Genomic DNA, 23167 nt, shown 5'->3' with positions numbered 1-23167 from the left:
CCCTAACGGAAACGCCGCCCCACGCCGCGGGCCGCCCGCCGGACGCACCTGGTACCGCCGTCCGCCCGTGCTGGCGACCGGTGCGATCGTCGTGGTCGCCGCCCTGGTAGCTGCCGGGCTCACCCTCCGCAACAACGATGCGGCCCAGACGGCGGGCCCCGCCACCTCCGCCGCACCGGGCGTCAGTACGTCGCCCGCACCACCGGCACCGACGGCGCCGCCCGCGAGGATCTGCGCGAACGCGAGCGCGCTGTCCGGCCCGGCCACGGCCCCGGCCGGCGCGGTCACTGTCAGCACCAGGCAGAACCTCAACGACCTCACCACCCAGAACCCGGCCGGCACCACGTTCTGGCTGTCACCGGGCGTCCACCGGCTCGGAACCGCGCAGTTCGCCCAGGTGATCCCGAAGGACGGCAACGTGTACGTCGGGGCGCCCGGCGCGATCCTCGACGGCGGGAAGAAGAACCGGTACGCGTTCACCGGGTACGCCACCGGGGTCACGGTGAAGAACCTGACCATCCAGAACTTCGGTGCACCGCGGACCAACAACGACGAAGGCGTGGTGAACCACGACGCCGGCCCGCGCTGGACGGTGCAGGCCAACACGATCCAGCACAACGCCGGCGCCGGGCTGATGATCGGCGACCACAACGTTGTCCGCGGCAACTGTCTGGCGGAGAACGGCCAGTACGGCTTCAACGCCTACAACCCGGGCAAGGTGACCGGCATCACCATCGACCACAACGAGATCGCCGGCAACAACACCGACGACTGGGAGAACCTCAAGGGCGGCTGCGGCTGCACCGGCGGCGGCAAGTTCTGGGAGGTGACCGGGGCGATCGTGCGCGGCAACTGGGTGCACGACAACCACAGCGCCGGGCTCTGGGCGGACACCAACAACACCGGCTTCGTTGTCGAGGGCAACTACATCTCCGGCAACCTGGCCGAGGGGATGATCTACGAGACCAGCTACAACGCCGGGATCCGCGGCAACACCTTCGTCCGCAACGGCCTCGGCAAAGGGCCGGAGAACAAGGGCTTCCCGACGCCCGCGCTGTACATCTCCGAGTCCGGCAGCGACCCGCGGGCGCCGGGTGTGTTCAGCCAGACCTTCGAGATCAGCGGGAACGTCTTCACCGACAACTGGGCCGGCGTCGTCCTGTGGGAGAACGCGGACCGGTTCGCCGGGTCGCCCGCGAACACCAGCACCGGTTCGGGCACTCTGGTGAACCCGTCGGTCGTGACGGCGAAGACCTGCAACGCGAAGACCATCCTCACCCAGCCGTTCCGCAGCGACTGCCGGTGGAAGACGCAGAACGTGCGGGTGCACGACAACATCTTCCAGCTCGACCCGGACAACATCGGGAAGACCTGTGTGGCCGGCTCCGGCTGTGGGTTCAACGGCCTGTTCTCCAACTGGGGCACGTTCCCGAAGTGGTCGCCGTACAAGAACGCCACCATCCAGGACGCGATCACGTTCCACCAGGGCAACCGGTACTTCAACAACACCTACTCCGGTCCGTGGAACTTCATCGTGCACGAACAGGGCAACCGGGTGAACTGGGCCAGCTGGCAGGGCGCGCCGTACGGGCAGGACTCCGACAGCGTGATCAAAGTGAGCGGAGAGCGGTGATGATCGGGCCTCCGGAGCGTGCCGTCGGTGAGCAGATCGCCCTGCTCCGTTCGGTCGGGTACGCCGCGTTCGGACGGCACGAGCGCGATCTCGACGTACTCGACCTGGTCTTCGACAGCATCCTCGACGAGCCGGGCAGCGGCGACGTCCGCCGGCTGCGGTTCTCGGGACACGGCATCACGCTGGACGTGGACATCCACAGCAATCGGCGCGGAGACGCCGGGCTGACCATCGAGCTGCGGGTGTCGCCGTCGGGTCCGGTCGTGGTCGAGTCCCGGGGCGGCGACGCCGAGGGACCGACCGGGGCCCGGCTGGTCAGCTTCCTGCTCCGCTGGCCGGGGACAGCACAACGCCCGGTCCGGACCGCGTGGCTCATGCTCTGACCAGAAGAGCACGAACCTGGGCGGCCCGGACCGGGCTCTGCTGCCTCAGGAGGCAAGCAGCAGTCTGAGTTTCTCCAGGCAGCGGCCGCGGATCGGGCCGATGCTGCCGATCGGGATCCCGATCGTCGCGGAGATCTCGGCGTACGGCGCCGGCGGGTCGGCCATCAGCATGCCGAGCAGTTGCTGCCAGCGGTCCGGCAGGCTTTCCAGCGCCCGCCGTACGTCGTGGGCCCGCTCGCCGGCCAGCAGGTCGGCGTCCAGCTCGGGCAGGTCGCCGGCCACGTCCTCGAACGCCGTCGCCTCGTAGGTCAGCAGCACCCGCTTGCGGAACGCCAGCACCCGCAGGCATTCGCGGCGGGTGGTGACGACCAGCCAGGCGCCGACCCGCTCGGGGTCGACCCGGTTGATGTGTTCGAGCAGCCGCAGCCAGACCATCTGCGAGACGTCAGCGGCGTCGCTGTCGCTCAGCCGGAAACTGCGGGTCACGGCCCAGACGAGCCGCGCATAGTGGTCGACCAGACGGCTCCAGGCCCCTTGGTCCCCGGCCGCGGCCTCGATCACGTAGGTCGCGGCGTCGGACCGGGCCACGCCTGATCCTTCCAGTACAGCAGTCACGAATTCCCCCCTCGGGAATGCACAGATCTTGAAACCAGCACCCGCCTAGTACGCGCCGTCGCTCCCCAGCACGGCACGGGCGGTTTTCCAGAGAATGAGCAGGTCCAGCGCGATCGACCAGTTGTCGGCGTACCGCAGGTCGAGTCGCATCGACTCCTCCCAGGTCAGGTCGCTGCGACCACTGACCTGCCACAGGCCGGTCAGGCCTGGCTTCACGAGCATCCGCCGCGCGTCGTCGATCGCGTACTGCGCGACCTCGGCCGGTAGCGGCGGCCGCGGTCCGACCAGTGACATGTCCCCCCGGAGCACGTTCACCAGCTGCGGCAGCTCGTCGATCGAGAACCGGCGCAGGTACTTGCCGACCTTCGTGATCCGCGGGTCGTCCCGCATCTTGAACAGGATCCCGTTGCCTTCGTTCAGCGCGTGCAGCTCGGACTTGCGGGCCTCGGCGTCGGCCACCATCGTGCGGAACTTCAGCATCTCGAACTGCTCGCCGCCCCGGCCCACGCGGATCTGCCGGAACAGCACCGGTCCGCGGCTGGTGAGCTTCACCAGTAGTGCGGCGCCGAGCAGGATCGGCGACACCGCGAGCAGCAGCAGGCATCCGACCACGCGGTCGAAGATGCTCTTCAGCACGTGCGGTCCACCGCTCACCGACGGCCGCTCCAGGTGCAGCAGCGACAGGCCGGCGACCGGGCGGATCGAGATCCGCGGACCGGCGACCTCGACGATGCCCGGCGAGACGATCAGTTCGACCCCGCGCTGCTCGAGCGCCCAGGACAGCTTGCGCAGCTGGTGCCCGGCCAGTTCCGGGTCGGTGGCCACCGCGACCACCTCGACGTCGAACTGGTCGACGCCGGCCAGGATGTCCATCTCGGTCCGGCCCAGCCGTTCGAACTCGGCGTCCTCGAACACGTCGCCGCGCGGCAGACAGCTCGCCACCACGACGTACCCGTCGGCCGGCCGCTCCTCCAGGTGCCGCGTCAGCGTCATCACCTGGTCGTTGCGTCCGACAACGAGTACCCGGCGCATGCAGCGGCCGGCGAACCGCCGCCAGGAGATCTGCCGGTGCAGGATCCAGCGGCCGACCATCGCCGCGAGACAGGTCGTCGGCACCGCCAGTACGACGAAACCTCGAGCGACCTCGCTCTTGGTCGCGTACGACGTGATCGCGACGACCGCGGTCAGCGCCACCGCGGCCCGGATGATCGAGCGGAACTCCTCCGGCCCGGTGCCGAAGTACCGGGTCTCGTAGCCGCGTTGCAAGGCCACACACGCGATCCAGGCGACCGGCAGCAGTACGCCCAGCACGAAGTAGCCAAGGTTGATCTGGGCCCCGAACCGGGCCACCAGCGCCAGCGAGGCGCCGATCACCCCGGCGCCGAGGTCGGCCGCCAACGATGCCCGACGGTACTTCGCCACCCAGCGTGCCTCGGTGAACCGGGCACGGCGCGGCAGCACTGCCGGCACCTCGTCCGGAACGACCCAGACCGGCCGACGACGCTCCCCCGACGGCGCCGGCCGTAGATCAGCCGGTTCCGCAAGACCTTCGGACATGACAAACTCAGTCACGCACAGTCACCCCCCACAGGTGATACCGAAACCCGTGACCAACCCACACCCCGTCACGGACCTCGCCCAACACCGCCCCCACAACGGCGTGACCCAGACAGTACTACGGGAACGCCGCGGACAACAGCACTGATCACGAGTGTTTACCCGCGCGCCATCGGACTCCCAGCAAAAGACCCCTGGGACCCAATTCAGGGTCCCAGGGGTCTCGTTGACTACTCGAAGTAATCAGCCGGCGATCAAGCCGTCGCCACTGATCAGTTCACGCATCTCGGCGAGCGAGCTGTCCGACGGGGGCAGGATGGCGTCGGAGTCGTGCAGCTCGTCGTCCGGCACCTTCTCACCCGACCGGACGAAGTCCAGCAGGGCGCCGAAGGCGGACTGGTACGCCGTCTCGTCACCGGACGACACGGCCTTCTCCAGGTCGCCGTCGACCGTGTTGAGCGCGTCGAGCTTCTCGTCGGCCAGTCGCCACTGGCCCTCACCCATGATGCGAACGATCACCGAACATCTCCGTCCTGAGGTCTCACCGGCTCGGCGGCCGGCTGCTGCACTGGCTGCTGGGCGGTCTGGGCGGACGGCTGGGCCGCGCCCGGTGCCTCACCGGAGATCTCCTTCGGCGCACTGCCTCCGGAAAGCTGGGCCTTCATCGCGGCCAGCTCGTTCTCCACGTCGGAGCCGGACGACATCCGGTCCAGCTCCAGGGTGATGTTGTCCTTGACCGTGCCGCTGGCGTCGTCGAGCGCGCCGGAGGCGAGCAGCTCGTCGATCGCGCCGGCCCGGGCCTGCATCTGCTGGGTCTTGTCCTCGGCCCGCTGCACCGCGAGGCCGACGTCGCTCATCTCCTCGGAGATGCCGGAGAAGGCCTCGTTGATCCGGGTCTGCGCCTCGGCCGCGGTGTAGGTGGCCTTGATGGTCTCCTTGCGGGTCCGGAACGACTCGACCTTGGCCTGCAGCCGCTGGGAGGCGAGCGTCAGCTTCTCCTCCTCACCCTGCAACTGGGCGTGCTGGGTGGTCAGGTCGTCGATCTGGCCCTGCAGCCCGGACTTGCGGGTCAGAGCCTCCCGGGCCAGGTCCTCACGGCCCATCGAGAGCGCCTTCTGGGCCTGTTCCTGCAGCTTCGCCGACTGGGACTGCAGCTGGGAGGCCTGCAGCTCCACCCGCTTGCGGCTGGTGGCCACGTCGGCCACGCCCCGCCGTACCTTCTGGAGCAGCTCGAGCTGCTTCTGATACGAGTAGTCAAGGGTTTCGCGAGGATCCTCGGCCTTGTCCAGGGCGGAGTTCGCCTTGGCCTTGAAGATCGTCGACATCCGCTTGAAGATGCTCATCGATATCCGTACCCCTTCTGTGCCGGACTGACGACCCGGCGTGCGTGTCATCCACCCTATGTCCCTATGGGTCACCACACCATCAGGACCGGCCCCGATAAAGTGGTAGTGAGGTCCGGGGACCACCCCGAGTCGCGACCTGCCCTGCGAATGAGGTTCTGACCCCGTGTTCCGTCGTTCCAAGTCTGAAACAGCTACCACCGTACCCGCCGACCCCCAGGGCAAGCCGGGAGGCAAGGGCCGCCCGACCCCGAGCCGCAAGGAGGCCGAGGCGGCGCGCAAGGCCACGTTCAAGAAGCCGCGCAACCGCAAGGAGGCCTCGGCCATCCGGCGGGACAAGGTCCGGACCGAGCGGTCCAAGATGCAGGCGGCGATGCAGACCGGCGACGACCGGTACCTGCCGGCCGCCGACAAGGGCCCGGTCCGCCGCTTCGCCCGGGACTACGTCGACGCCCGGTACTCCGTGATGGAGTTCGCGCTGCCGATCCTGCTGGTGGTGTCGCTGGTCGGCGTGGTATTCTCGCCGCAGTTCCCGTGGCTGGCCGGCTTGGTCAACCTGCTCTTCCTGGCGATGATCCTGCTGATCGGGGCGGACTGGTTCCTGCTGACCTCCGGGCTGCGGAAGTCGGTCGGCATCAAGTTCCCGAAGGAGTCCACCAAGGGCATCGGGTTCTACGCGGTCCGGCGGACGATGCAGATGCGCCGCTGGCGGCTGCCCAAGCCGATGGTGAAACGCGGCGAACGGCCTCACTAGAAATTGGCATCCTGATCGGGCGGTAGGGTCGGCGTATGGACTTTCGCTTTCTCGGCAACAGCGGTTTGAAGGTCAGCGAGATCTCGTACGGGAACTGGCTCACGCACGGGTCGCAGGTGGAGAACGAGCAGGCCAGGGCCTGCGTGCGGGCGGCCCTGGAGGCCGGCATCACGACGTTCGACACCGCCGACACCTACGCCAACACGGCGGCCGAGTCGGTGCTCGGCGAGGCGCTGGCGGGTGAGCGGCGCGAGTCGCTGGAGATCTTCACCAAGGTCTACTGGCCGACCGGCCCGAAGGGACCGAACGACACCGGCCTGTCCCGCAAGCACATCCACGAGTCGATCAACGGCTCGCTGAAGCGGCTCGGGACCGACTACGTCGACCTCTACCAGGCGCACCGGTTCGACACCGAGACGCCGCTGGAGGAGACGATGGAGGCGTTCGCCGACGTCGTCCGGCAGGGCAAGGCGCTGTACATCGGCGTGTCGGAGTGGACCGCGGAGCAGCTGCAGGAGGGCCACCGGCTGGCCCGCGAGCTGCGCATCCCGTTCGTCTCGAACCAGCCGCAGTACAGCATGCTGTGGCGGGTGATCGAGGCCGAGGTGGTGCCGGCCTCGGAGGAGCTCGGCATCGGCCAGGTGGTGTTCTCGCCGATCGCGCAGGGCGTGCTCACCGGCAAGTACCTGCCCGGTCAGCAGCCGCCGGAGGGCTCGCGGGCCACCGACGAGAAGGGCGGCGCGACCTTCATCAAGCGGTTCCTGACCGACGATGTGCTGACCCGGGTCCAGGAGCTGAAGCCGATCGCGGACGAGGTCGGCCTGTCGCTGTCCCAGCTGGCGGTCGCCTGGGTGCTGCAGAACCCGAACGTGTCCTCCGCGATCGTCGGCGCCTCCCGCCCCGAGCAGGTCACCGAGAACGTGAAGGCCTCCGGGGTGAAGCTGGACGACAGCCTGCTGAAGCGGATCGACGAGGCGCTCGGCGGCATCGTCGAGCGTGACCCGGCCAAGACCGCGCAGAACTCACCGCAAGCGCGGGTGGCGTGATGAGCTGGAGCTGGCGGTTCGAGACCGCGACCGGTGCCCTGGTCGACCCGGGCGAGGTCGGCGGCGCGGAGTTCTCGGCGCAGGGGGACGCGGAGAGCTGGCTGGGTGAGGTCTGGCGGGATCTGGCCGAGCACGGCGTCAGCCAGGTGTACCTGCTGGAGGACAACCGCGAGGTCTACGGCCCGATGAGCCTGTCCTCGGCAGAGTAGAGTTCGGTCGAACCACACGCCTGCGTCACAGGGAAGCCGGTCCGAGTCCGGCGCTGACCCGCAACCGTAGGCCACCTCGAGCATTCGGGTGGCGAGCCGGAACACTGTGACGCAGGCGGTCAGGCTCACCTACCCGCCGCGGCCCGCGGGTGGAGCCCCACCCTGCCGGTGCAGGCGGGATCTCCTCCACCGGGCTGCGGCCCGAACGAGGACACGAGAAATGACTGCACATCGGACCGCCCGATTGGTCTTCAGCCTGCTGGCGGGTCTCCTGCTGGCTGGGACTGTCGCAACCACAGCCCAGGCCGAGGACGGTTACCGCTTCTGGGGCTACTACCAGTGGACCAACGGCCAGTGGGCCTTCTCGCAGAAGGGCGCCGACGTCTTCGTACCGGCGGACGGCGGCGTCGAGGGCTGGCGGTTCGCCGTCGGCGGCGCCAAGCCGCGGGTGCCGCGGGCAGCGGGCGACTTCGACGCGATCTGCGGCAAGACCCCGGCCGAGACCGGCAAGAAGCGGGTCGCCCTGGTCGTCGACCCGGGTACGCCGGAGGACGCGGTCACCGGTGACACCCCGCCGCAAGCGACCGGTACCTGCGTGGTGACCGATCCCAAGTCGAACGGCGCACAGGTCCTCGCCGCGGTCGCACCGGTCCGGATCGAGAAGGGCCTCACCTGCGGGATCGCCGGCTACCCGTCCAAGGGCTGCGGCGACCAGGTGAAGAGCATCAAGGTGCCGGCCACCGACGCTGCCGTGACGCTCCAGGTCGGTCCGGCCGTGGGCTCGACCGCAGCCGCATCGCCGGCGCCGGCGGCGTCCTCCTCGAGCGACAGCGGCGGGGCGCTGTGGATCATCATCGTGGCCGTCGTGGTCGTCCTCCTCGCCGTCGGCGGCCTGTTCCTCAGGCGTCGGCGGACAGCAGACCAGTAGATGCGCGCCGTCCACCACCTCACGCTCCCCCGGGCACTCCACCCGGGGGCCTGGTGGTTGTGGGCGCTGTGCATGGCTGTGGCGGCCAGCCGGACCCGCAACCCGGTCCTGCTGGTCCTGATCCTCGCGGTGACGGGTTTCGTGGTTTCGGCGCGGCGTAGCGATGCGCCCTGGGCACACAGCTTCACCGCGTTCCTCAAGCTCGGTCTGCTGGTGATCGGCATCCGCGTGGTGCTGCAGGCCCTGTTGTCGACCCGATCCCAGGGAAACACCGTGCTCTTCACGCTGCCGCAGATCCCGTTGCCTGACTGGGCTGCGGGCGTCAAGCTCGGCGGAGAGGTGACGGCCGAGGCGCTGGTGACTGCCCTGTACGACGGTGGCCAGCTGGCCGTCATGCTCTGCTGCGTAGGTGCGGCCAACGCCCTGGCCAGTCCGCGGCGCCTGCTGAAGTCGTTGCCCGGGGCCCTCTACGAGATGGGCGTGGCCTGCGTGGTCGCGCTGACCTTCGCACCGCAACTGGTGACCGACGGCCGCCGGGTCCGCGCCGCCCGACGGCTGCGCGGCCGCACCCGCGCCTCGTTCCGTACGACGGCCATGCCGGTCCTCGAAGGCGCACTGGACCGATCGGTCGAGCTCGCGGCCGCGATGGACTCCCGCGGCTACGGCCGTACGGCGCACGCCCCGCGCGCTCAGCGTCGACTCACAGCGCTGTGCGTACTGCTAGGCCTGCTGGGCATCCTGCTCGGCGTCTACGCGCTGCTGACCGACTCCATGGCGTTCCCGCTCGCCGCGGGCGCACTGGCAGTCGGCGTACTGCTGGCGGTCGGTGCGATGGCTGTCGGACGCCAGCGGGTGGCCCGGACGCGGTACCGGCCCGATCCGTGGGCTCTGCCCGAGTGGCTGGTCGTGGCCGCCGGTGCAGTGGCCGCTGGGGCCATGGTGACCGCCGCAGTGCGTGGTGTGCACGGTCTGCTGCTGGACGGTCCGTTGGTCGTCCCACCGGTGCCCCTGCTGCCGGTCATCGGCGTACTGGTCGGACTGGTGCCCGCGCTGGCTGCACCGCCGTTGAAGAAGGCGGTCGCATGATCGAGTTCGACCGAGTGACGGTGACGTACGACGGTGCGCGTGAGCCGGCGCTGCGGGACGTGACCTTCACTGTGCCGGAAGGCGAGCTGGCGCTGGTGATCGGGCGGACCGGGTCGGGCAAGTCGACGTTGCTGCGGGCAATCAATGGACTGGTGCCGCACTTCACCGGTGGCACGCTGTCCGGTCGCGTGCTCGTCGACGGCCGGGACACCGCGGCGTACCGCCCACGGGATCTCGCGGACGTCGTCGGGATGGTCGGTCAGGACCCGATGGCGGGGTTCGTCACCGACACGGTCGAGGACGAGCTGGCGTACAGCATGGAGTCGCTGGGCGTCGCGCCGGACGTGATGCGGCGGCGGGTCGAGGAGACGCTGGACCTGCTGGGGCTGGCCGACGTACGAGACCGTGCGCTGACGTCGTTGTCGGGCGGACAGCGGCAGCGGACCGCGATCGGAGCCGCGCTGACGTCGCATCCCGCCGTACTCGTGCTGGACGAGCCGACGTCCGCACTGGACCCACAGGCAGCCGAAGAGGTGCTGGCTGCGCTGCAGCGACTGGTCCATGACCTGGGCGTCACCGTGGTGCTGGCTGAACACCGGCTCGAGCGCGTGATCCAATACGCCGACCGCGTGATCGAAGTACCTGGTGGGGCTGCTGCTGTGTCGACAGGGCTACCTGCGGAGCGCATGGTCACCGCACCGGTTGCACCGCCGGTGGTGGAGTTGGGACGGCTAGCTGGTTGGTCGCCGCTCCCCCTGTCCGTGCGGGACGCCCGGCGCGCTGCGGTCGCGCTACGTCGTCAGTTGGACAGTGCCGCGCCGGTGCGGCCGATCGCTGCGCTAGGTGATGAGCTGGCGCGGTGCAGTGATCTGGTCGTTGGCTACGGCAACGTAATGGCATTGCGTGGCGTGTCCCTCAGCGTCAAGGCCGGTGAGGTCGTCGCACTGATGGGCCGCAACGGCGCGGGCAAGTCGACACTGCTGAATGCACTAGTGGGCATCGTGCCGGTCCGCTCCGGTACGGCGGTGGCCGCCGGCACGGACCCACGTCGTACCAAGCCGAAGCAGTTGGTCAAGGCGGTCGGACTGGTCCCCCAGGAGCCCGCTGACCTGCTGTACGCCGCTACCGTCGCAGAGGAATGCGCCAGCGCGGACTCTGACTTCAAAGTGCCCGCAGGTAGTTGTCGTGCGCTCCTGGAGCGGCTGGCACCGGACGTGGCGGTGGACCTGCATCCGCGGGACCTGTCCGAGGGACAGCGGCTCTGTCTGGCGCTGGCCGTCGTACTGTGCGGCGCTCCGCCGTTGCTGTTGCTGGACGAGCCGACGCGCGGGTTGGACTACGGCGCCAAACGGCGGCTGGTCGCGATTCTGCGCGAGCTCGCTGCGGCCGGGCATGCGGTCGTGCTGTCGACGCACGACGTCGAAATGGTCGCTGAGGTCGCCACGCGGGTGATGGTGCTCGCCGAGGGCGAGTTGGTGAGCGACGGCGAGACCGCCGAGGTGATCGCCGGGTCGCCGGCGTTCGCACCGCAGGTGGCGAAGATCCTTGCACCGCTGCCGTTCCTGACCGTTGGAGAGGTCGCCGACGCACTGGACCGGGCATCATGAGACTGATCCGCCGCAAGCCGGCACCCTCCCCTCTCCTCCGCCTGATCCGGCTCAAGCCGCGAAGCACGGTGGCGTTGGTGGTTGCATCTTTGGTCGGCGTGCTCGCGTTCGCGTGGCCGTTGTTCTTCCGGACGTCGCAGGCGGGTGCGTCGGCGATCGGCCACACGACGGACGCGCCGTGGCTGTTCGTGTTGCTGCTGCCGTTGCTGGTGGCCGTCGTCCTGGCGGAGCTGTCCGAGTCCGGCATCGACGCGAAGGTGATCTCGCTGGTCGGCATGCTGGCGGCGGTCGGCGCGGCGTTGCGTGCCCTGGGCCCCGGTACGGCGGGCCTCGAGCCCGGGTTCTTCCTGCTCGTGCTCGCCGGGCGGGCGTTCGGTGCCGGGTTCGGGTTCGTCCTCGGTGCCGTGTCGTTGCTCGGCGGCGCGTTGATCAGCGGCGGGGTCGGGCCGTGGATGCCGTTCCAGATGTTCGCGTGCGCGTGGGTGGGGTGCCTGGCGGGGATGCTACCGCGGGTCGGCGGGCGGTTGGAGTTGCTGCTGCTGGCGGCGTACTCGCTGGTGTCGGGGGTGTTGTACGGCGTGATCATGAACCTGTGGTTCTGGCCGTACGCGACGTTCGGCAGCGCCTTCTCGTTCGTCCCGGGTGACGCGCTGGCGGAGAACCTGCACCGGTACCTCCTGTTCGTGGTGGCGACGTCGCTGGGCTGGGACATCCCACGCGGGATCCTGTCCGCGGTCCTGGTCCTCGTCCTCGGGCGGCCGATCCTGAACGCGTTCCGGCGTACGGCCCGCAAGGCGGCCTTCGAGGCGCCGGTTGTTTTCGAAGCGCCAGTTGCCGAGCGGAGGACCGATGTCTGACACCACTCTCGTCCTCGGCGGAGCGCGCTCCGGCAAGTCCATCGCCGCCGAGCGCCTGCTGTCCGCCGTACCCGACGTCCTGTACGTCGCCACCGGCGGAGACGACTCGGGCAGTTCCGAATGGGCAGACCGGATAGCCAAGCACCAAGCCCGCCGCCCGGCCGCCTGGGGCCTCGCGGAGACCATCGACCTGGTCCCGCTGCTCGAGGCGTCCGGCCCGCCACTCCTGATCGACTGCCTGACGCTGTGGCTGTCCCGCACGATGGATGCCGTCGACGTCTGGTCCGAGCTGTCCAGGTCAGGCTCGGCCGACGAACCGGCCACCGCTGTGGCCGAGCTCGAGCGTCGCATCACCGACCTGGTCACGGCCTGGTCCACGACCTCCCGCCGAGTGGTTGCTGTCAGCAACGATGTCGGCTCGGGCATAGTCCCGGCCGACGCAGGAACCCGCCTCTTCCGCGACCTGATGGGCCGCCTCAACACCACCATCTCGCTAGCCTCCGACCAGGTCCTCTGGACCATCGCCGGCCGAACCCTCCCCCTCACATGACGCCCGCGGACCGTTCGAACGGGTGGATGAATCCGGCACGGCTCTCGGTCGGCACGTTGACGGTGCTTCCGGCGGGTGTGCCCTCTCGGGTTGATCGGGAGGTGGGCGGCCGGGCGATGACGCTGGCCCCGCTCATCGGTCTGCTGATTGGTGGGATCGCGGCCGGAGTGGTCGCGCTGGCTCAACTGGCCCGATCTGACGCGGATCTGCTGGCCGCTGTGCTCGGCGTGCTGGTCGTCGCCGGGGTGTCCGGTGCACTGCACCTCGACGGCCTCGCCGACTTCGCCGACGCGCTCGGCAGCCGCCGGGATCGCGAGACGATGTTGCGGATCATGAAGCAGAGCGACATCGGCCCGTTCGGTGTCGTCGCCATCGTCGGCGTACTGCTCCTCGACGTCGCCGCCCTCACCGCCTGCATCCAGGCCGGATACGGCTGGCAGGCAGCCCTGATCGCGACCACCGCAAGCCGCCTCACCCTCCCCTGGTCCTGCCGCACCGCGGTCCCCGCAGCCCGCCCCGACGGCCTGGGCAGATTCGTCGCCGGCACAGTCCGCCCGATCACAGCCACCCTCGCCACAACCGCCGTACTCGCAGCAGGCCTCGCCCTCGTCTGGCTCTCACCAGCACCATCACCGACCCGGTACGCCGGGACCGCCGCCGCCGTACTGCTGACCGTCGCGACGAGCGTGGTCACCACGCGCCGCGCGCAATCAGCCCTCGGCGGAGCCACCGGCGACGTCCTCGGCGCAACCATCGAGCTGGCCCTCCCCGTAGCCCTCCTCACCCTCGCTCTGACCGCCTGATCACATCGGTCAGCGGCGTACCTGATAGCGCAGGTGAAGCACCCGCTCGCCCTGAATCACCCCGTCAGGATCCTCCAACAGGTGCTGCGCCTGGACCGACCCGAAGTAGCGCTTGCCGGACCCGAACACGACCGGTACGACGTCCATGCGCACCTCGTCGACCAGGCCCGCGGCTAGCATCTGGCCACCGACGTCACCGGCGGCGACCTCGACGATCCGGTCACCGGCAAGCTCCTGCGCCCTGGCCATGGCTGCCTCGATGCCGTCGACGAAGTGAAACGGCGCCTCGGGGTCCCAGCCGTCCGGCTCCGGCCGGTGCGTCACCACGACCACGTGGTCGATCCCGGCCGGAGGCTTCCCGTCCCAGCCGTCGGTCAGGTCGAAGACGTGGCGGCCCGCGATCGTCACCCCGATCTGGTCCCAGTACGCCCGGGTGTAGTCGTAGGACACCTGCGACACCTTCACCACGCCGCTCTCGTCCAACGGGACGTCGCCGCTGGTCAACCAGTCGAACAGCGGTCCGGGCTGGTCGTTCTCGTCCGCGACGAAGCCGTCCACCGACACCGAGCTGTACATGACCACCTTGCCCACGGGGCCCTCCTCTGCTTGGGGTGCCCCAAATTAGCGTGTCTTGAGCTGCCGCTCTTGTAAGAAATCAATCGACCGGCACCGGCCGGTCACACAACTCTCGGCCGCGGGCATCGGCAGGAACGGCGGCAGCATCAACCGGGCGTACGGCGGCGCACACCGAAGTGGTCTACTGTCGCGGTTGAACGTTCCAGTGGGGTAGTGACAGCGAGGTTGCAGACGATGTTCCTGGTTCACGGCCGCGCGGCGGCCGCGCTCGCCCTGCGATCCGTTATCTTTATGTAATGAACGCAACCCGTCCGGCGCCGGGCTCGCAGGCTTCGCTGCGCGAAGCCAACCGTGCGCGCGTTCTCGGCGTCGTCCGGCAGCACGGCCCGCTCACCCAGGTCGAGATCGCGGCGGCGTCCGGCCTGTCGGCCGCGACCGTGTCGAACATGGTCCGCGAGCTGGACCAGGCCGGAATGGTCGGCCTGTCCCGCAGCATCCGCAACGGCCGCCGCGCCGTACTCGTCTCCCTCGCGTCCGGCGGCGGCCTGCTGGCCGGCGTCGCGTTCGGCGAGCGGGACGTCCGGGTCGCGATCGCCGACGAGTCCCGCGAGATCATGGCCCAGCAGCTGATGCCGCTGCAGGCCGACCACGTCGCCGACGACGGGATGGAGCGCGCCGCCCGGCTGCTCGCCGACCTCGCCGAGACGGTCAGCTCCGGCGTCGAGAACATCGCCGCGATCGGGTTCGGGCTGCCGATGCCGGTCGACGCGGTCAGCGGCGAGGCCGGCTCCGACGCGGTGCTGCCCGGCTGGCGCGGCGTCAACGTGACCGAGGCGATGGCCGCGCACCTGCGCGCCCCGGTCGCCCTCGACAACACCGCAAACCTTGCTGCCCTGGGCGAATTGCGGGCCGGCGCGCTCCGCGGCGTACGGAATGGCTGCTACCTGAAGTTCTCGTACGGCGTCGGCGCGGGGATCGTCATCGACGGCGAGGTGTTCCGCGGCTCGGCCGGTACAGCGGGCGAGATCGGCCATGTCACGATCGACGAGAACGGGCCGATCTGCCGGTGCGGCAACCGCGGCTGCCTGGACACGTTCGTCGGCTCGCGGGCGCTGATCAACAGCCTCGCGGCTTCGCACGGACCGCTGCGCCTGAAGGACATCGTCAGCCGCGCCCTCGGCGGCGACGTCGGCTGCCGGCGGGTGATCGAGGACGCCGGCCGCCGGGTCGGTGTCGCGGTCGCCGGCGTGGTGAACCTGCTCAACCCGGAGGTTGTCGTCGTCGGCGGCCTGATGGCCGAAGCCGGCGAACTCATCCTGGCCCCGCTCCGGGAAGCACTCGACCGCTGCGCCATTCCGAGCGCCGCCGCGACCGTCGAACTCCGCCGCGCCGAACTCGGCGACGAGGCCGACATCGTCGGCGCGATCCACCGCGCCTCGGTGCTCAGTCACACCAATATCTCCATTTCTTGAATTCAAGTCTTGACGCCAAGACGCGGGAGAGCTTGACTTCGGGCAGGCCAATCGGGCCGTCTCGTCAAGGAGCCGCCATATGTCCGTCTCAGCAACTCGTCTCGTCGGCCTCGGCATCGCCGTCTCGGCCCTGGCCGTCTCTTTGGTGGCCTGTGGCAGCGATGACTCAGGCGACTCCGGCAGCGGCTCAGGCGGCGCGAAGAAGATCGCGCTGTTGCTGCCGGAATCGAAGACCACCCGGTACGAGGCGCTCGACCGGCCGCTGTTCACCGAGGCCCTCAAGGCCGCCTGCGGCAACTGCGAACTGATCTACAGCAACGCCGACCAGGACGCGGCCAAGCAGCAGACGCAGGCCGAGGCCGCGCTCACCCAGGGCGCGAACGTGCTGGTCCTCGACCCGGTCGACGGCAAGGCCGCCGCCGCGGTGGCCAGCTCCGCGAAGGCACAGAACGTCCCGGTGGTCGCGTACGACCGCTTCATCGAGAACGCGAACTACTACGTGTCGTTCGAGAACGAGGCGGTCGGCAAGCTGCAGGCCCAGACCCTGGTCGACGACCTCAAGGCGGCCGGCAAGACGTCCGGCAACATCGCGATGATCAACGGTTCGCCGACCGACCCGAACGCGGCCGACTTCAAGAAGGGCGCGCACAGCGTGCTCGACACCAGCGGGTTCAAGATCGCCGCCGAGTTCGACACCCCGGACTGGAGCCCGGACAAGGCGCAGGCCTGGATGGAAGGCCAGCTGAGCGCGATCAAGAACGGCCTGGTCGGGGTGTACGCCGCCAACGACGGCACCGCCGGCGGTGCGATCGCAGCGCTCAAGGGCGGTGGCGTGACGCCGCTGCCACCGGTCACCGGTCAGGACTCGGAGCTGGCCGCGATCCAGCGGATCGTCGCCGGCGACCAGGCGATGACGATCTACAAGGCGGTCAAGCCGCAGGCCGAGGCCGCCGCCAAGGGCGCGGTGGCGCTGGCCAACGGCGCCAAGCCGGAGTCGACCACCGAGAAGAGCGGCGTACCGTCGACGATCCTCGACCCGGTCGCGGTGACCAAGGCGAACATCAAGGACACCGTGATCAAGGACAACATCTACAAGGTCAGCGACATCTGCACCGCGTCGTTCGCGGCCGCCTGCGCCGCGGCCGGCCTGAACAGCAACTAGTCGAAAACTGACCCGCCCCTCGGCGTAGCCCCCCGCAGTGAGGTGCGGGGGGCTACGCCGGCCCTCTCCCCAACCGCGCCCCCGGCGAGGATCATGGCGTGAAATAAGTCCAGGAGGCTCACTCGTGACTGTTACCCCGGCTCCCCCCGACGTCGGCGCCGGTACGGTGCTGATGCTGCAGGGGGTCTCCAAGCGGTTCGGCGCCGTCCAGGCCCTGAAGAACATCGAGCTGGACGTCCGGGCCGGCGAGGTGCTGGCCCTGGTCGGCGACAACGGCGCCGGCAAGTCCACGCTGGTGAAGACCATCGCCGGCGTCTACACCGCCGATGACGGGACCATGGTGTTCGACGGCCGCGAGGTGCGGGTCGGGAGCCCGGCCGAGGCGCAACAGCTCGGCATCGCCACCGTCTTCCAGGACCTGGCGCTCTGCGACAACCTCGACGTCGTGGCCAACCTGTACCTCGGCCGGGAGCTCCGCCGGAGCGGAGTCCTGGACGAGGTCGAGATGGAACGCCAGTCCTGGGATCTGCTCCGCCAGCTGTCGGCGAAGATCCCGTCGGTCCGGATCCCGGTCGCCAGTCTGTCCGGCGGGCAGCGGCAGACCGTCGCGATCGCCCGCAGCCTGCTCGGCCGGCCCAAGGTCGTGATGCTGGACGAACCGACCGCGGCTCTCGGCGTCGCTCAGACCGCCGAGGTCCTCAACCTGGTCGAGCGGCTGCGCGAACGCGGCCTGGCCGTGATCCTGATCAGCCACAACATGGCCGACGTGATGGCGGTCGCCGACCGGGTCGCGGTACTGCGGCTCGGCCGCAACAACGGCGTCTTCGTGGTCAGCGAGACCAGGACGCAGGACATCATCGCCGCCATCACCGGCGCCACCGACAACGCCGTCTCCGAGCGCGCCGCGCGCCGGAGCCGGGAGGAGGGTCCCGCATCATGAGCCTGCACGGATCGGGCACCCGTCCCCAGGACGACACCGGTACGCCGGCCCCACCCGAGACCAACGGCATCGATCAGCTGCCGGCCGATCTCCAGGACGAGCGGCTGATCGCGAGCAGCGGCATCAGCGGCGCCGCCTCCGCCTTCACCGCCCGGCTGCGGTCCGGCGACCTGGGCTCGGTCCCGGTGGTGATCGGCCTGATCATCATCTGGGCGGTCTTCCAGATCGCGAACGGGTCGTTCCTGTCGAGCCGCAACCTGGTGAACCTGACGCTGCAGACCACCTCGGTCGGAGTGATTGCCCTCGGCATCGTCCTGGTGCTGCTGCTCGGCGAGATCGACCTCTCGGTCGGCTCGGTCAGCGGTTTGTCCGGGGCTGTTCTCGGCGTCACCTTCGTCAACAAGGGCTGGCCGCTCGTGCTCTCCCTGGTGGTCGGCATCGCGCTCGGCCTGGTCATCGGCTTGTTCTACGGCGCGCTCTACACACGCTTCGGCGTACCGAGCTTCGTGATCACACTGGCCGGTCTGCTCGGCTTCCTCGGCCTGCAGTTGCTGGTGCTCGGGAAGGAAGGTTCGCTCAACCTGCCGTACGACTCGGCGCTGGTCGGCTTCGCGACCCGGAGCTTCCTGTCCCCCGCGATCGCCTATGCCCTGATCGCGGTGGTCGTCGCGGTCTACGTGCTGACCCGCCTCCGCACGCGGGGCGCCCGGGCCGCGGCCGGCCTCTCGACGGCGCCGATTTCGATGATCGCGATCAAGGCCGCCGCGCTGGCTGTCGTGCTGGTGATCGCAGTTGCGATTCTGAACGGTGATCGTGGCGTCTCGTCGATGTTCCTGCTGTTCCTCGTCCTGGTGGTCGCGACCGACCTCGCGGTACGGCGTACTCGCTGGGGCCGCTCCGTCGTCGCGGTCGGCGGCAACGTAGAGGCCGCCCGGCGGGCCGGTATCAACGTGCGGATGATCTACCTGTCGGTGTTCGCAGCCTGCTCGACGTTCGCCGCAGTCGGCGGCCTGCTGGCCGCGGCCCGGCTGGTCGCGGTGAACCAGAGCAGCGGTGGCGGCGACACCAACCTGAACGCGATCGCGGCGGCCGTCATCGGCGGCACCAGCCTGTTCGGTGGCCGCGGGTCGGCGTACTCCGCGCTGCTCGGTGCGCTGGTGATCATGTCGATCTCCAACGGCCTCGCACTGCTGAGCCTCGACTCGAGCGTCCGCTACATGGTCACCGCCGGCGTACTGCTGATCGCCGTAACCATCGACTCCCTCAGCCGCCGAAGCCGCCAGGCCCACGGCCGGGCCTGAGCGCCCCGCGGGCCAGGAGGGCCGCCTCGGTCCGGTTCGCGACGCCGAGCTTGCCGAAGATCGTCGACAAATTGTTGTTGACGGTCTTCGGCGTGAGGGCGAGCCGGGCCGCCATCGCGGTCGTCGACAATCCGTTCGCCAGCAATTCGACAATCTGACGTTCCCTCGGCGTCAACGCCTGCAAGGGATCGGGCGGTGCGCTCACCCGCCCCGCGGCCGCGTCGAGTACGTGACGCGCGACCCCCGACCCGAGGATCGAGTCGCCGGCGGCGACGGCCTGGATCGCCCGCACGATCTGTTGCTGCGACGACCCTTTCAACACATAGCCCGCTGCACCGGCCCGCACCGCGGCCCGCACGGTCTCGTCGTCGTCCAGCATCGTCAACATCAGTACGCCGACCGCGGGCGCCACCCGAGCGACCTCCTGCGTCGCGGCGACACCGTCACCGCCTGGCATATGGATGTCCATCACGAGTACGTCGGGCTGCAGCGACACCGCGGCGCGGACCGCCTCCGGCCCGTTCGCCGCGACGCCCACCACGGCGATCCCGTCCACCGAGGCGAGCAGCACCTGCAACCCGTCCCGGACGACGGGATGATCGTCGGCCAGCACCACCCGGACCGTCATCGCGAGACCTCCAAGGGTAGGCAGGTCTGAACCCGACCGCCGGTCGCAGTACCTTCGGCCGCCAACGTGCCACCCAGCTCGGCCACCCGCTCCCGCATCGATGTCAGTCCCACACCCGGCACCCAGTGCCCGTTGACCGCAGGCCCATCGTCGACAATCGACAATCTGAGCATCTGCGCATCACCACTGATCCGCACCTCGGCCTCCCCCGCCCGCGAGTGTCGCGCGACATTCGTCAACGCCTCCGTGACGATCCGGTACGCCGTGACTTCCACAACCGCCGGCAATCCGTCCGGCACCCCATCGGCCCGGACACTCACCCGCAAAGGCGATCCGTCACCCCGACGATCGACGAGCGCCGCATGCCGTCGTACCGCTTCCACCAGCCCGACCTCGTCCAGTGCGGACGGATGCAGCTGGTTGATCAGCCGCCGTACGTCGGCAATCGCATTGTCGACGATCGCGCGGATCTCCACGGCGAGCGACTGCACCGGATCGTCCCCGAGGTTCATCACGGCGTCGGCGCGGAACCCGATCCCGGTCAACGCCGGCCCCAACCCGTCGTGCAGATCCCGCCGCAACCGCCGCCGCTCTTCCTCACGCGCCGCGACAAGCTCCCGCCGCGACTGCTGTACGGCGTCCGACAGCGCCTGCGCCCGCAAGGCGACACCGAGCGGGGCAGCCATCAACTCGAGCACAACCCGATCCGCCGCCGACAACCGGCGCTCCCCCGGCCGGACACCGACCTGAAGCTCGCCGACCCGTTCGCCCGCATGGAGTAAAGGAATCGCCACCGGGGCCAACGGCCGGCTGCCGTGCTCCCCGCGAACCACGCCGTCCTCGTCCACCAATGCCGCGTACGGAAGGCGCAACGCCTGACACACCGCCGGCAGTACGTCGGCCGGCTGCGACGCCTCGGTCAACTGCGCCGCAACCGACGACGCTGCACGCACCGGGTTGCCGCGATCCCCGTAGAACAAGCGATCCACGAGCCGCTGCAACCGAACCCGCACCGGATCGAACCCGATCGCCACCACCAGCGTGGCGAGCACGGCGCCACTGGCGTTGATCCGCGGGCGCACCAAACGGTCGGTCAGCTCGACCAACCCGAGGTACGTCGCCGCGACCGCAGCCGTCAACAGCAGATAGGTCACCGTCCTGGACCACACCAGCCGGATGTCGAGCAGCTGATACCGCAGTACGGCGACCGTCATCGACGCCGGGATCAATGCGACGAGCGTCAACACGATGATCGGGAAACCGGTAGTGCCGATCGGACCGGCGAAGCGCAACGACACGACCAGCACAGCGGCGACTGTTGCTGCCAGCAACAACCAGAGCAGTTGCCGGCGGATCCGCTCGTCACCACGCCGGTAACGGACCACGATGCCGGCGATTGCCGCCAGGAACGTCCCGGCCAGCAGAACATCCGAAGCCGTCTGCAACGGGACGAATCCGTCGAGCGCCGGAACCCGGAGCCAGGACACGGACCGGTCGCGCGCCCCGGCGCCGAGGCCACCGACCGCAGCCAGCGGATTGCGGTCCGCACTGAACAGCAGGACCTGCAGCGGAGCGTTGACCAGGGCAACAACCAGTACCGCCCGCCAGGCCCGGCCCGGGAGCTTCCCGTCCGGGAAGACGAGCAAGGCCAACGGGATGAAGAGACTGACGGACCACGGCCACAACACCGAATAGAGGGTCGCAGGCAACTGTGCCGATCCGGTGCCTTCGAGCGCGTGGATCAGCCACGGGGTCACCGCCGGCGTACCCGTCTGTGCGATCCCGGCGCCCAGGAGCAGCCAGCCCAGCCAGTTCTGCGGCCGGTGCCACGCGATCAGACCGCCCGATACCGCGCAGCTGATGGCGATCACGGCGTTGGGGATCATGAAGCTGTCGCGGGCCTGCGAGTAATCGAGCCCGATCGCCACCGCGCCGACGACCGCGGCCACCGCCTCGACCAGGACAAGGCCGAGCAGAAGCCCCACCCAGGTCCGCCGATCGATGCTCACAGTGCCCATGGTGCGGTGCCGGGCTACCCGGTGTCTCTAGGCAAATGTCCCGGCCGGCCCGGGTTCCGTCCCCTGTCGACCCAGGTCGGCCCCCGCGGAGCCTGGAGACATCACAAACCGCTTCACGAGGGGGAACCTCCGATGAGCACCATCACAACCACCACTGTCCGTCCCGCGCTGCGTCCGCTCGGCTGGACAACTGTCGTCGGCGGCCTGGGCATCGTCACGGCCGGAATCGTCGCCGCGGTCGACGCGAACATCGCCGACAGCGCCTGGTTCGGCTTTGCCGGCGCGAGCGCTCTGCTGGCCACCGCCGGCGTAGTCGGCCTGCGTCGCGCGACGGCTGCCGTGCCACTTTCTCAGAAGGTCTTGGGCGCCGCTGCGGTCACGATGACGCTGTTCGCGCTCGCGCATTTCTACGCGGTGGCCGACCAGGACCGGGCGATCCCGTTCTTCAGCGCCTTCATGATGCTGTCCGCACTCGGCCTGATCATCGCCGGGATCGCGATCCTCCGAGCCCGCCTGTGGTCCGGCCCGGCCCGCGTACTCCCCTTGATCACCGGGCTCTGGCCCCTGACCATCCCGATCGGCCTCGCGCTCGGCGACGTACCGCACTTCGTCGCCATCGCCCTCTGGGGCGCCTGCTGGACCGCCCTCGGCCGGCTCCTGCTGCACCTGAGCGATCGGCCCGATTCTGTTGCATGATGTGCGCCATGGTGGGTATGAGGCGGCCCGTCCAGGTGGTGGCGACCAGCGCGGACCAGTCCGTCAGCACGCTGGAGCTGTTCGTCATCGCGCTCGCGATCCCGGAAGCGTTCCACAACCTGCCCGGCGGTCTGCCCGGCCCGGTCGTGATAGCGCTCGCGTACTTCGTCCTGCGCGCGATGCACCTCGTCCTGCTGTGGCTGATCGCGGACGGCGATAAGGTGCTGCGCCGCACGATCGCACTGTTCGCGATCGGCAAGGTCATCGCGACGGCACTGCTCCTGGTCGCCTCGCAGTACCACGGCACGACCCAGACAATGCTCTGGGCGGGCGCCCTGGCCTCGGACTACATCTCCACCTATCTGGTCGACGCCCGCGGCTGGCGGTTCAACTCCCCCGCGCACTGGGCCGAGCGGCACGGTCTCATCATCATCATCGCGCTCGGCGAGTCGATCGTGGCGATCGGTGTCGGCGTGACCGACCTGCCGATCTCCTGGCCGATCCTCGTCGCGTCACTGCTCGGTCTGGCCGTCTGCACCGCCCTCTGGTGGATCTACTTCGACGCGACCGTCCGGTACGGCGAACGCGCCCTCGCCGCCGAGCCGCCGGAGACCCGTCCCTGGCTGGCTCGCGACGCGTACACGTTCCTGCACCTGCCGATGGTTGCCGGCATCGTGCTGCTGGCGGTCGGCCTGAAGAAGGTCCTGGAGTACGTCGGTGACACCGAGCATCATCACCTCAGCCAGCCGCTGCACGGCATCGGCCTGTTCGCGCTCTTCGTCGGCGTGGTGCTCTACCTACTCGGCCACGTCGGCTTCAAGCGCCGCACGACACCGCTGGAGTGTGTCCCGGCTGATCGCGGCTGCCGTGCTGGTGATGGCCGTACCGCTTGTGCACGGCCTTCCGGCCCTGGCCCAGATCGCGGTCCTGGCCGCGGTCCTCACCGCCCTGGTCGCCTTCGAATCGTCCCACTTCGCCGGTGAGCGGGCGGAGCTCCGGCACC

24 protein-coding genes are annotated in these 23167 nt (G+C 69.4%); 17 read left to right on the top strand and 7 right to left on the bottom strand.

Going from position 1 to position 23167, the window contains the following annotated elements; genetic code table 11:
• Positions 1–67 precede the first annotated feature (67 nt).
• Entirely contained in the window at positions 68–1633 is a 1566-nt protein-coding gene (locus OHA18_RS29715) for a right-handed parallel beta-helix repeat-containing protein (RefSeq protein WP_328998624.1), read from the top strand.
• On the top strand, positions 1633–2016 hold the full coding sequence (locus tag OHA18_RS29710; RefSeq protein ID WP_328998623.1) for a hypothetical protein: 384 nt from the start codon (positions 1633–1635) through the stop codon (positions 2014–2016). The genes OHA18_RS29715 and OHA18_RS29710 overlap by 1 nt, the downstream gene beginning before the upstream one ends.
• Positions 2017–2061: 45 nt before the next feature.
• Here OHA18_RS29710 and OHA18_RS29705 read toward each other — a convergent pair whose 3' ends face one another.
• From OHA18_RS29705 to OHA18_RS29690, 4 genes are all read right to left on the bottom strand, one after another.
• Entirely contained in the window at positions 2062–2631 is a 570-nt protein-coding gene (locus OHA18_RS29705; RefSeq protein ID WP_328998622.1) for an RNA polymerase sigma factor, read from the bottom strand.
• A 45-nt stretch (positions 2632–2676) separates the two neighbouring features.
• Complete coding sequence (locus OHA18_RS29700; RefSeq protein ID WP_328998621.1) at positions 2677–4203, bottom strand: sugar transferase; 1527 nt, start codon at positions 4201–4203, stop codon at positions 2677–2679.
• A 228-nt stretch (positions 4204–4431) separates the two neighbouring features.
• On the bottom strand, positions 4432–4707 hold the full coding sequence (gene pspAA / locus OHA18_RS29695) for a PspA-associated protein PspAA (protein ID WP_328998620.1): 276 nt from the start codon (positions 4705–4707) through the stop codon (positions 4432–4434).
• Positions 4704–5531 carry a PspA/IM30 family protein gene (locus OHA18_RS29690; RefSeq protein WP_328998619.1) on the bottom strand — a complete coding sequence of 276 codons (828 nt, stop codon included), beginning with the start codon at positions 5529–5531 and terminating at the stop codon, positions 4704–4706. Before OHA18_RS29690 ends, pspAA begins: the two co-directional genes overlap by 4 nt.
• A gap of 166 nt (positions 5532–5697) precedes the next feature.
• Here OHA18_RS29690 and OHA18_RS29685 point away from each other — a divergent pair, with 166 nt between their 5' ends.
• The 9 genes from OHA18_RS29685 to cobS all read left to right on the top strand — a co-directional run bounded on the left by OHA18_RS29685 (position 5698) and on the right by cobS (position 13371).
• Positions 5698–6285: a DUF3043 domain-containing protein gene (locus tag OHA18_RS29685; RefSeq protein ID WP_328998618.1), complete on the top strand. Its 588-nt coding sequence runs from the start codon at positions 5698–5700 to the stop codon at positions 6283–6285.
• 35 nt (positions 6286–6320) lie between these two features.
• Positions 6321–7331, top strand: a complete 1011-nt coding sequence (locus tag OHA18_RS29680; protein WP_328998617.1) for an aldo/keto reductase family protein — start codon at positions 6321–6323, stop codon at positions 7329–7331.
• The gene (locus OHA18_RS29675) at positions 7331–7540 is read left to right on the top strand and encodes a hypothetical protein (protein WP_328998616.1); all 210 of its coding nucleotides are present in this window, start codon (positions 7331–7333) and stop codon (positions 7538–7540) included. The genes OHA18_RS29680 and OHA18_RS29675 overlap by 1 nt, the downstream gene beginning before the upstream one ends.
• Before the next feature lie 220 nt (positions 7541–7760).
• Positions 7761–8468 carry an SCO2322 family protein gene (locus OHA18_RS29670; protein ID WP_328998615.1) on the top strand — a complete coding sequence of 236 codons (708 nt, stop codon included), beginning with the start codon at positions 7761–7763 and terminating at the stop codon, positions 8466–8468.
• Positions 8469–9554 carry a CbiQ family ECF transporter T component gene (locus tag OHA18_RS29665; protein WP_328998614.1) on the top strand — a complete coding sequence of 362 codons (1086 nt, stop codon included), beginning with the start codon at positions 8469–8471 and terminating at the stop codon, positions 9552–9554.
• The gene (locus OHA18_RS29660; RefSeq protein ID WP_328998613.1) at positions 9551–11161 is read left to right on the top strand and encodes an ABC transporter ATP-binding protein; all 1611 of its coding nucleotides are present in this window, start codon (positions 9551–9553) and stop codon (positions 11159–11161) included. The genes OHA18_RS29665 and OHA18_RS29660 overlap by 4 nt, the downstream gene beginning before the upstream one ends.
• On the top strand, positions 11158–12018 hold the full coding sequence (locus OHA18_RS29655; RefSeq protein WP_328998612.1) for an ECF transporter S component: 861 nt from the start codon (positions 11158–11160) through the stop codon (positions 12016–12018). Before OHA18_RS29660 ends, OHA18_RS29655 begins: the two co-directional genes overlap by 4 nt.
• Positions 12011–12568, top strand: a complete 558-nt coding sequence (locus OHA18_RS29650; RefSeq protein WP_328998611.1) for a bifunctional adenosylcobinamide kinase/adenosylcobinamide-phosphate guanylyltransferase — start codon at positions 12011–12013, stop codon at positions 12566–12568. The genes OHA18_RS29655 and OHA18_RS29650 overlap by 8 nt, the downstream gene beginning before the upstream one ends.
• A complete protein-coding gene (cobS, locus tag OHA18_RS29645) occupies positions 12565–13371 on the top strand; it encodes an adenosylcobinamide-GDP ribazoletransferase (RefSeq protein ID WP_328998610.1) in 807 nt (268 codons plus the stop codon). Before OHA18_RS29650 ends, cobS begins: the two co-directional genes overlap by 4 nt.
• Before the next feature lie 9 nt (positions 13372–13380).
• Here the strand turns inward: cobS and OHA18_RS29640 are convergent, their stop codons facing one another.
• The gene (locus OHA18_RS29640) at positions 13381–13962 is read right to left on the bottom strand and encodes a dihydrofolate reductase family protein (RefSeq protein WP_328998609.1); all 582 of its coding nucleotides are present in this window, start codon (positions 13960–13962) and stop codon (positions 13381–13383) included.
• Positions 13963–14243: 281 nt separating this feature from the next.
• Between OHA18_RS29640 and OHA18_RS29635 the strand changes: the two genes are divergently transcribed.
• The 4 genes from OHA18_RS29635 (at position 14244) to OHA18_RS29620 (ending at position 18822) form a co-directional block, all read left to right on the top strand.
• Positions 14244–15419 carry an ROK family transcriptional regulator gene (locus OHA18_RS29635; protein ID WP_328998608.1) on the top strand — a complete coding sequence of 392 codons (1176 nt, stop codon included), beginning with the start codon at positions 14244–14246 and terminating at the stop codon, positions 15417–15419.
• A gap of 79 nt (positions 15420–15498) precedes the next feature.
• A complete protein-coding gene (locus tag OHA18_RS29630) occupies positions 15499–16581 on the top strand; it encodes a substrate-binding domain-containing protein (protein ID WP_328998607.1) in 1083 nt (360 codons plus the stop codon).
• A 124-nt stretch (positions 16582–16705) separates the two neighbouring features.
• Positions 16706–17521: an ATP-binding cassette domain-containing protein gene (locus tag OHA18_RS29625; protein WP_328998606.1), complete on the top strand. Its 816-nt coding sequence runs from the start codon at positions 16706–16708 to the stop codon at positions 17519–17521.
• A complete protein-coding gene (locus OHA18_RS29620) occupies positions 17518–18822 on the top strand; it encodes a sugar ABC transporter permease (protein WP_328998605.1) in 1305 nt (434 codons plus the stop codon). Before OHA18_RS29625 ends, OHA18_RS29620 begins: the two co-directional genes overlap by 4 nt.
• On the opposite strand, the gene OHA18_RS29615 is transcribed toward OHA18_RS29620, so the two are convergent.
• Positions 18785–19450 carry a response regulator transcription factor gene (locus tag OHA18_RS29615; RefSeq protein ID WP_328998604.1) on the bottom strand — a complete coding sequence of 222 codons (666 nt, stop codon included), beginning with the start codon at positions 19448–19450 and terminating at the stop codon, positions 18785–18787. The two genes, OHA18_RS29620 and OHA18_RS29615, sit on opposite strands and share 38 nt — an antisense overlap.
• On the bottom strand, positions 19447–21459 hold the full coding sequence (locus tag OHA18_RS29610) for a sensor histidine kinase (protein WP_328998603.1): 2013 nt from the start codon (positions 21457–21459) through the stop codon (positions 19447–19449). Before OHA18_RS29610 ends, OHA18_RS29615 begins: the two co-directional genes overlap by 4 nt.
• A 141-nt stretch (positions 21460–21600) precedes the next feature.
• Here OHA18_RS29610 and OHA18_RS29605 point away from each other — a divergent pair, with 141 nt between their 5' ends.
• Positions 21601–22164: a hypothetical protein gene (locus tag OHA18_RS29605; RefSeq protein WP_328998602.1), complete on the top strand. Its 564-nt coding sequence runs from the start codon at positions 21601–21603 to the stop codon at positions 22162–22164.
• A 17-nt stretch (positions 22165–22181) separates the two neighbouring features.
• Positions 22182–23147, top strand: a complete 966-nt coding sequence (locus OHA18_RS29600) for a low temperature requirement protein A (protein ID WP_328998601.1) — start codon at positions 22182–22184, stop codon at positions 23145–23147.
• Positions 23148–23167 lie beyond the last annotated feature (20 nt).

It is taken from the genome of Kribbella sp. NBC_00709 (genome assembly GCF_036226565.1).
In the GTDB taxonomy this organism is placed as follows: domain Bacteria; phylum Actinomycetota; class Actinomycetes; order Propionibacteriales; family Kribbellaceae; genus Kribbella.
The sequence above is the reverse complement of the archived record's forward strand: the minus strand, read 5'-3'. Positions and strand labels throughout refer to the sequence as shown.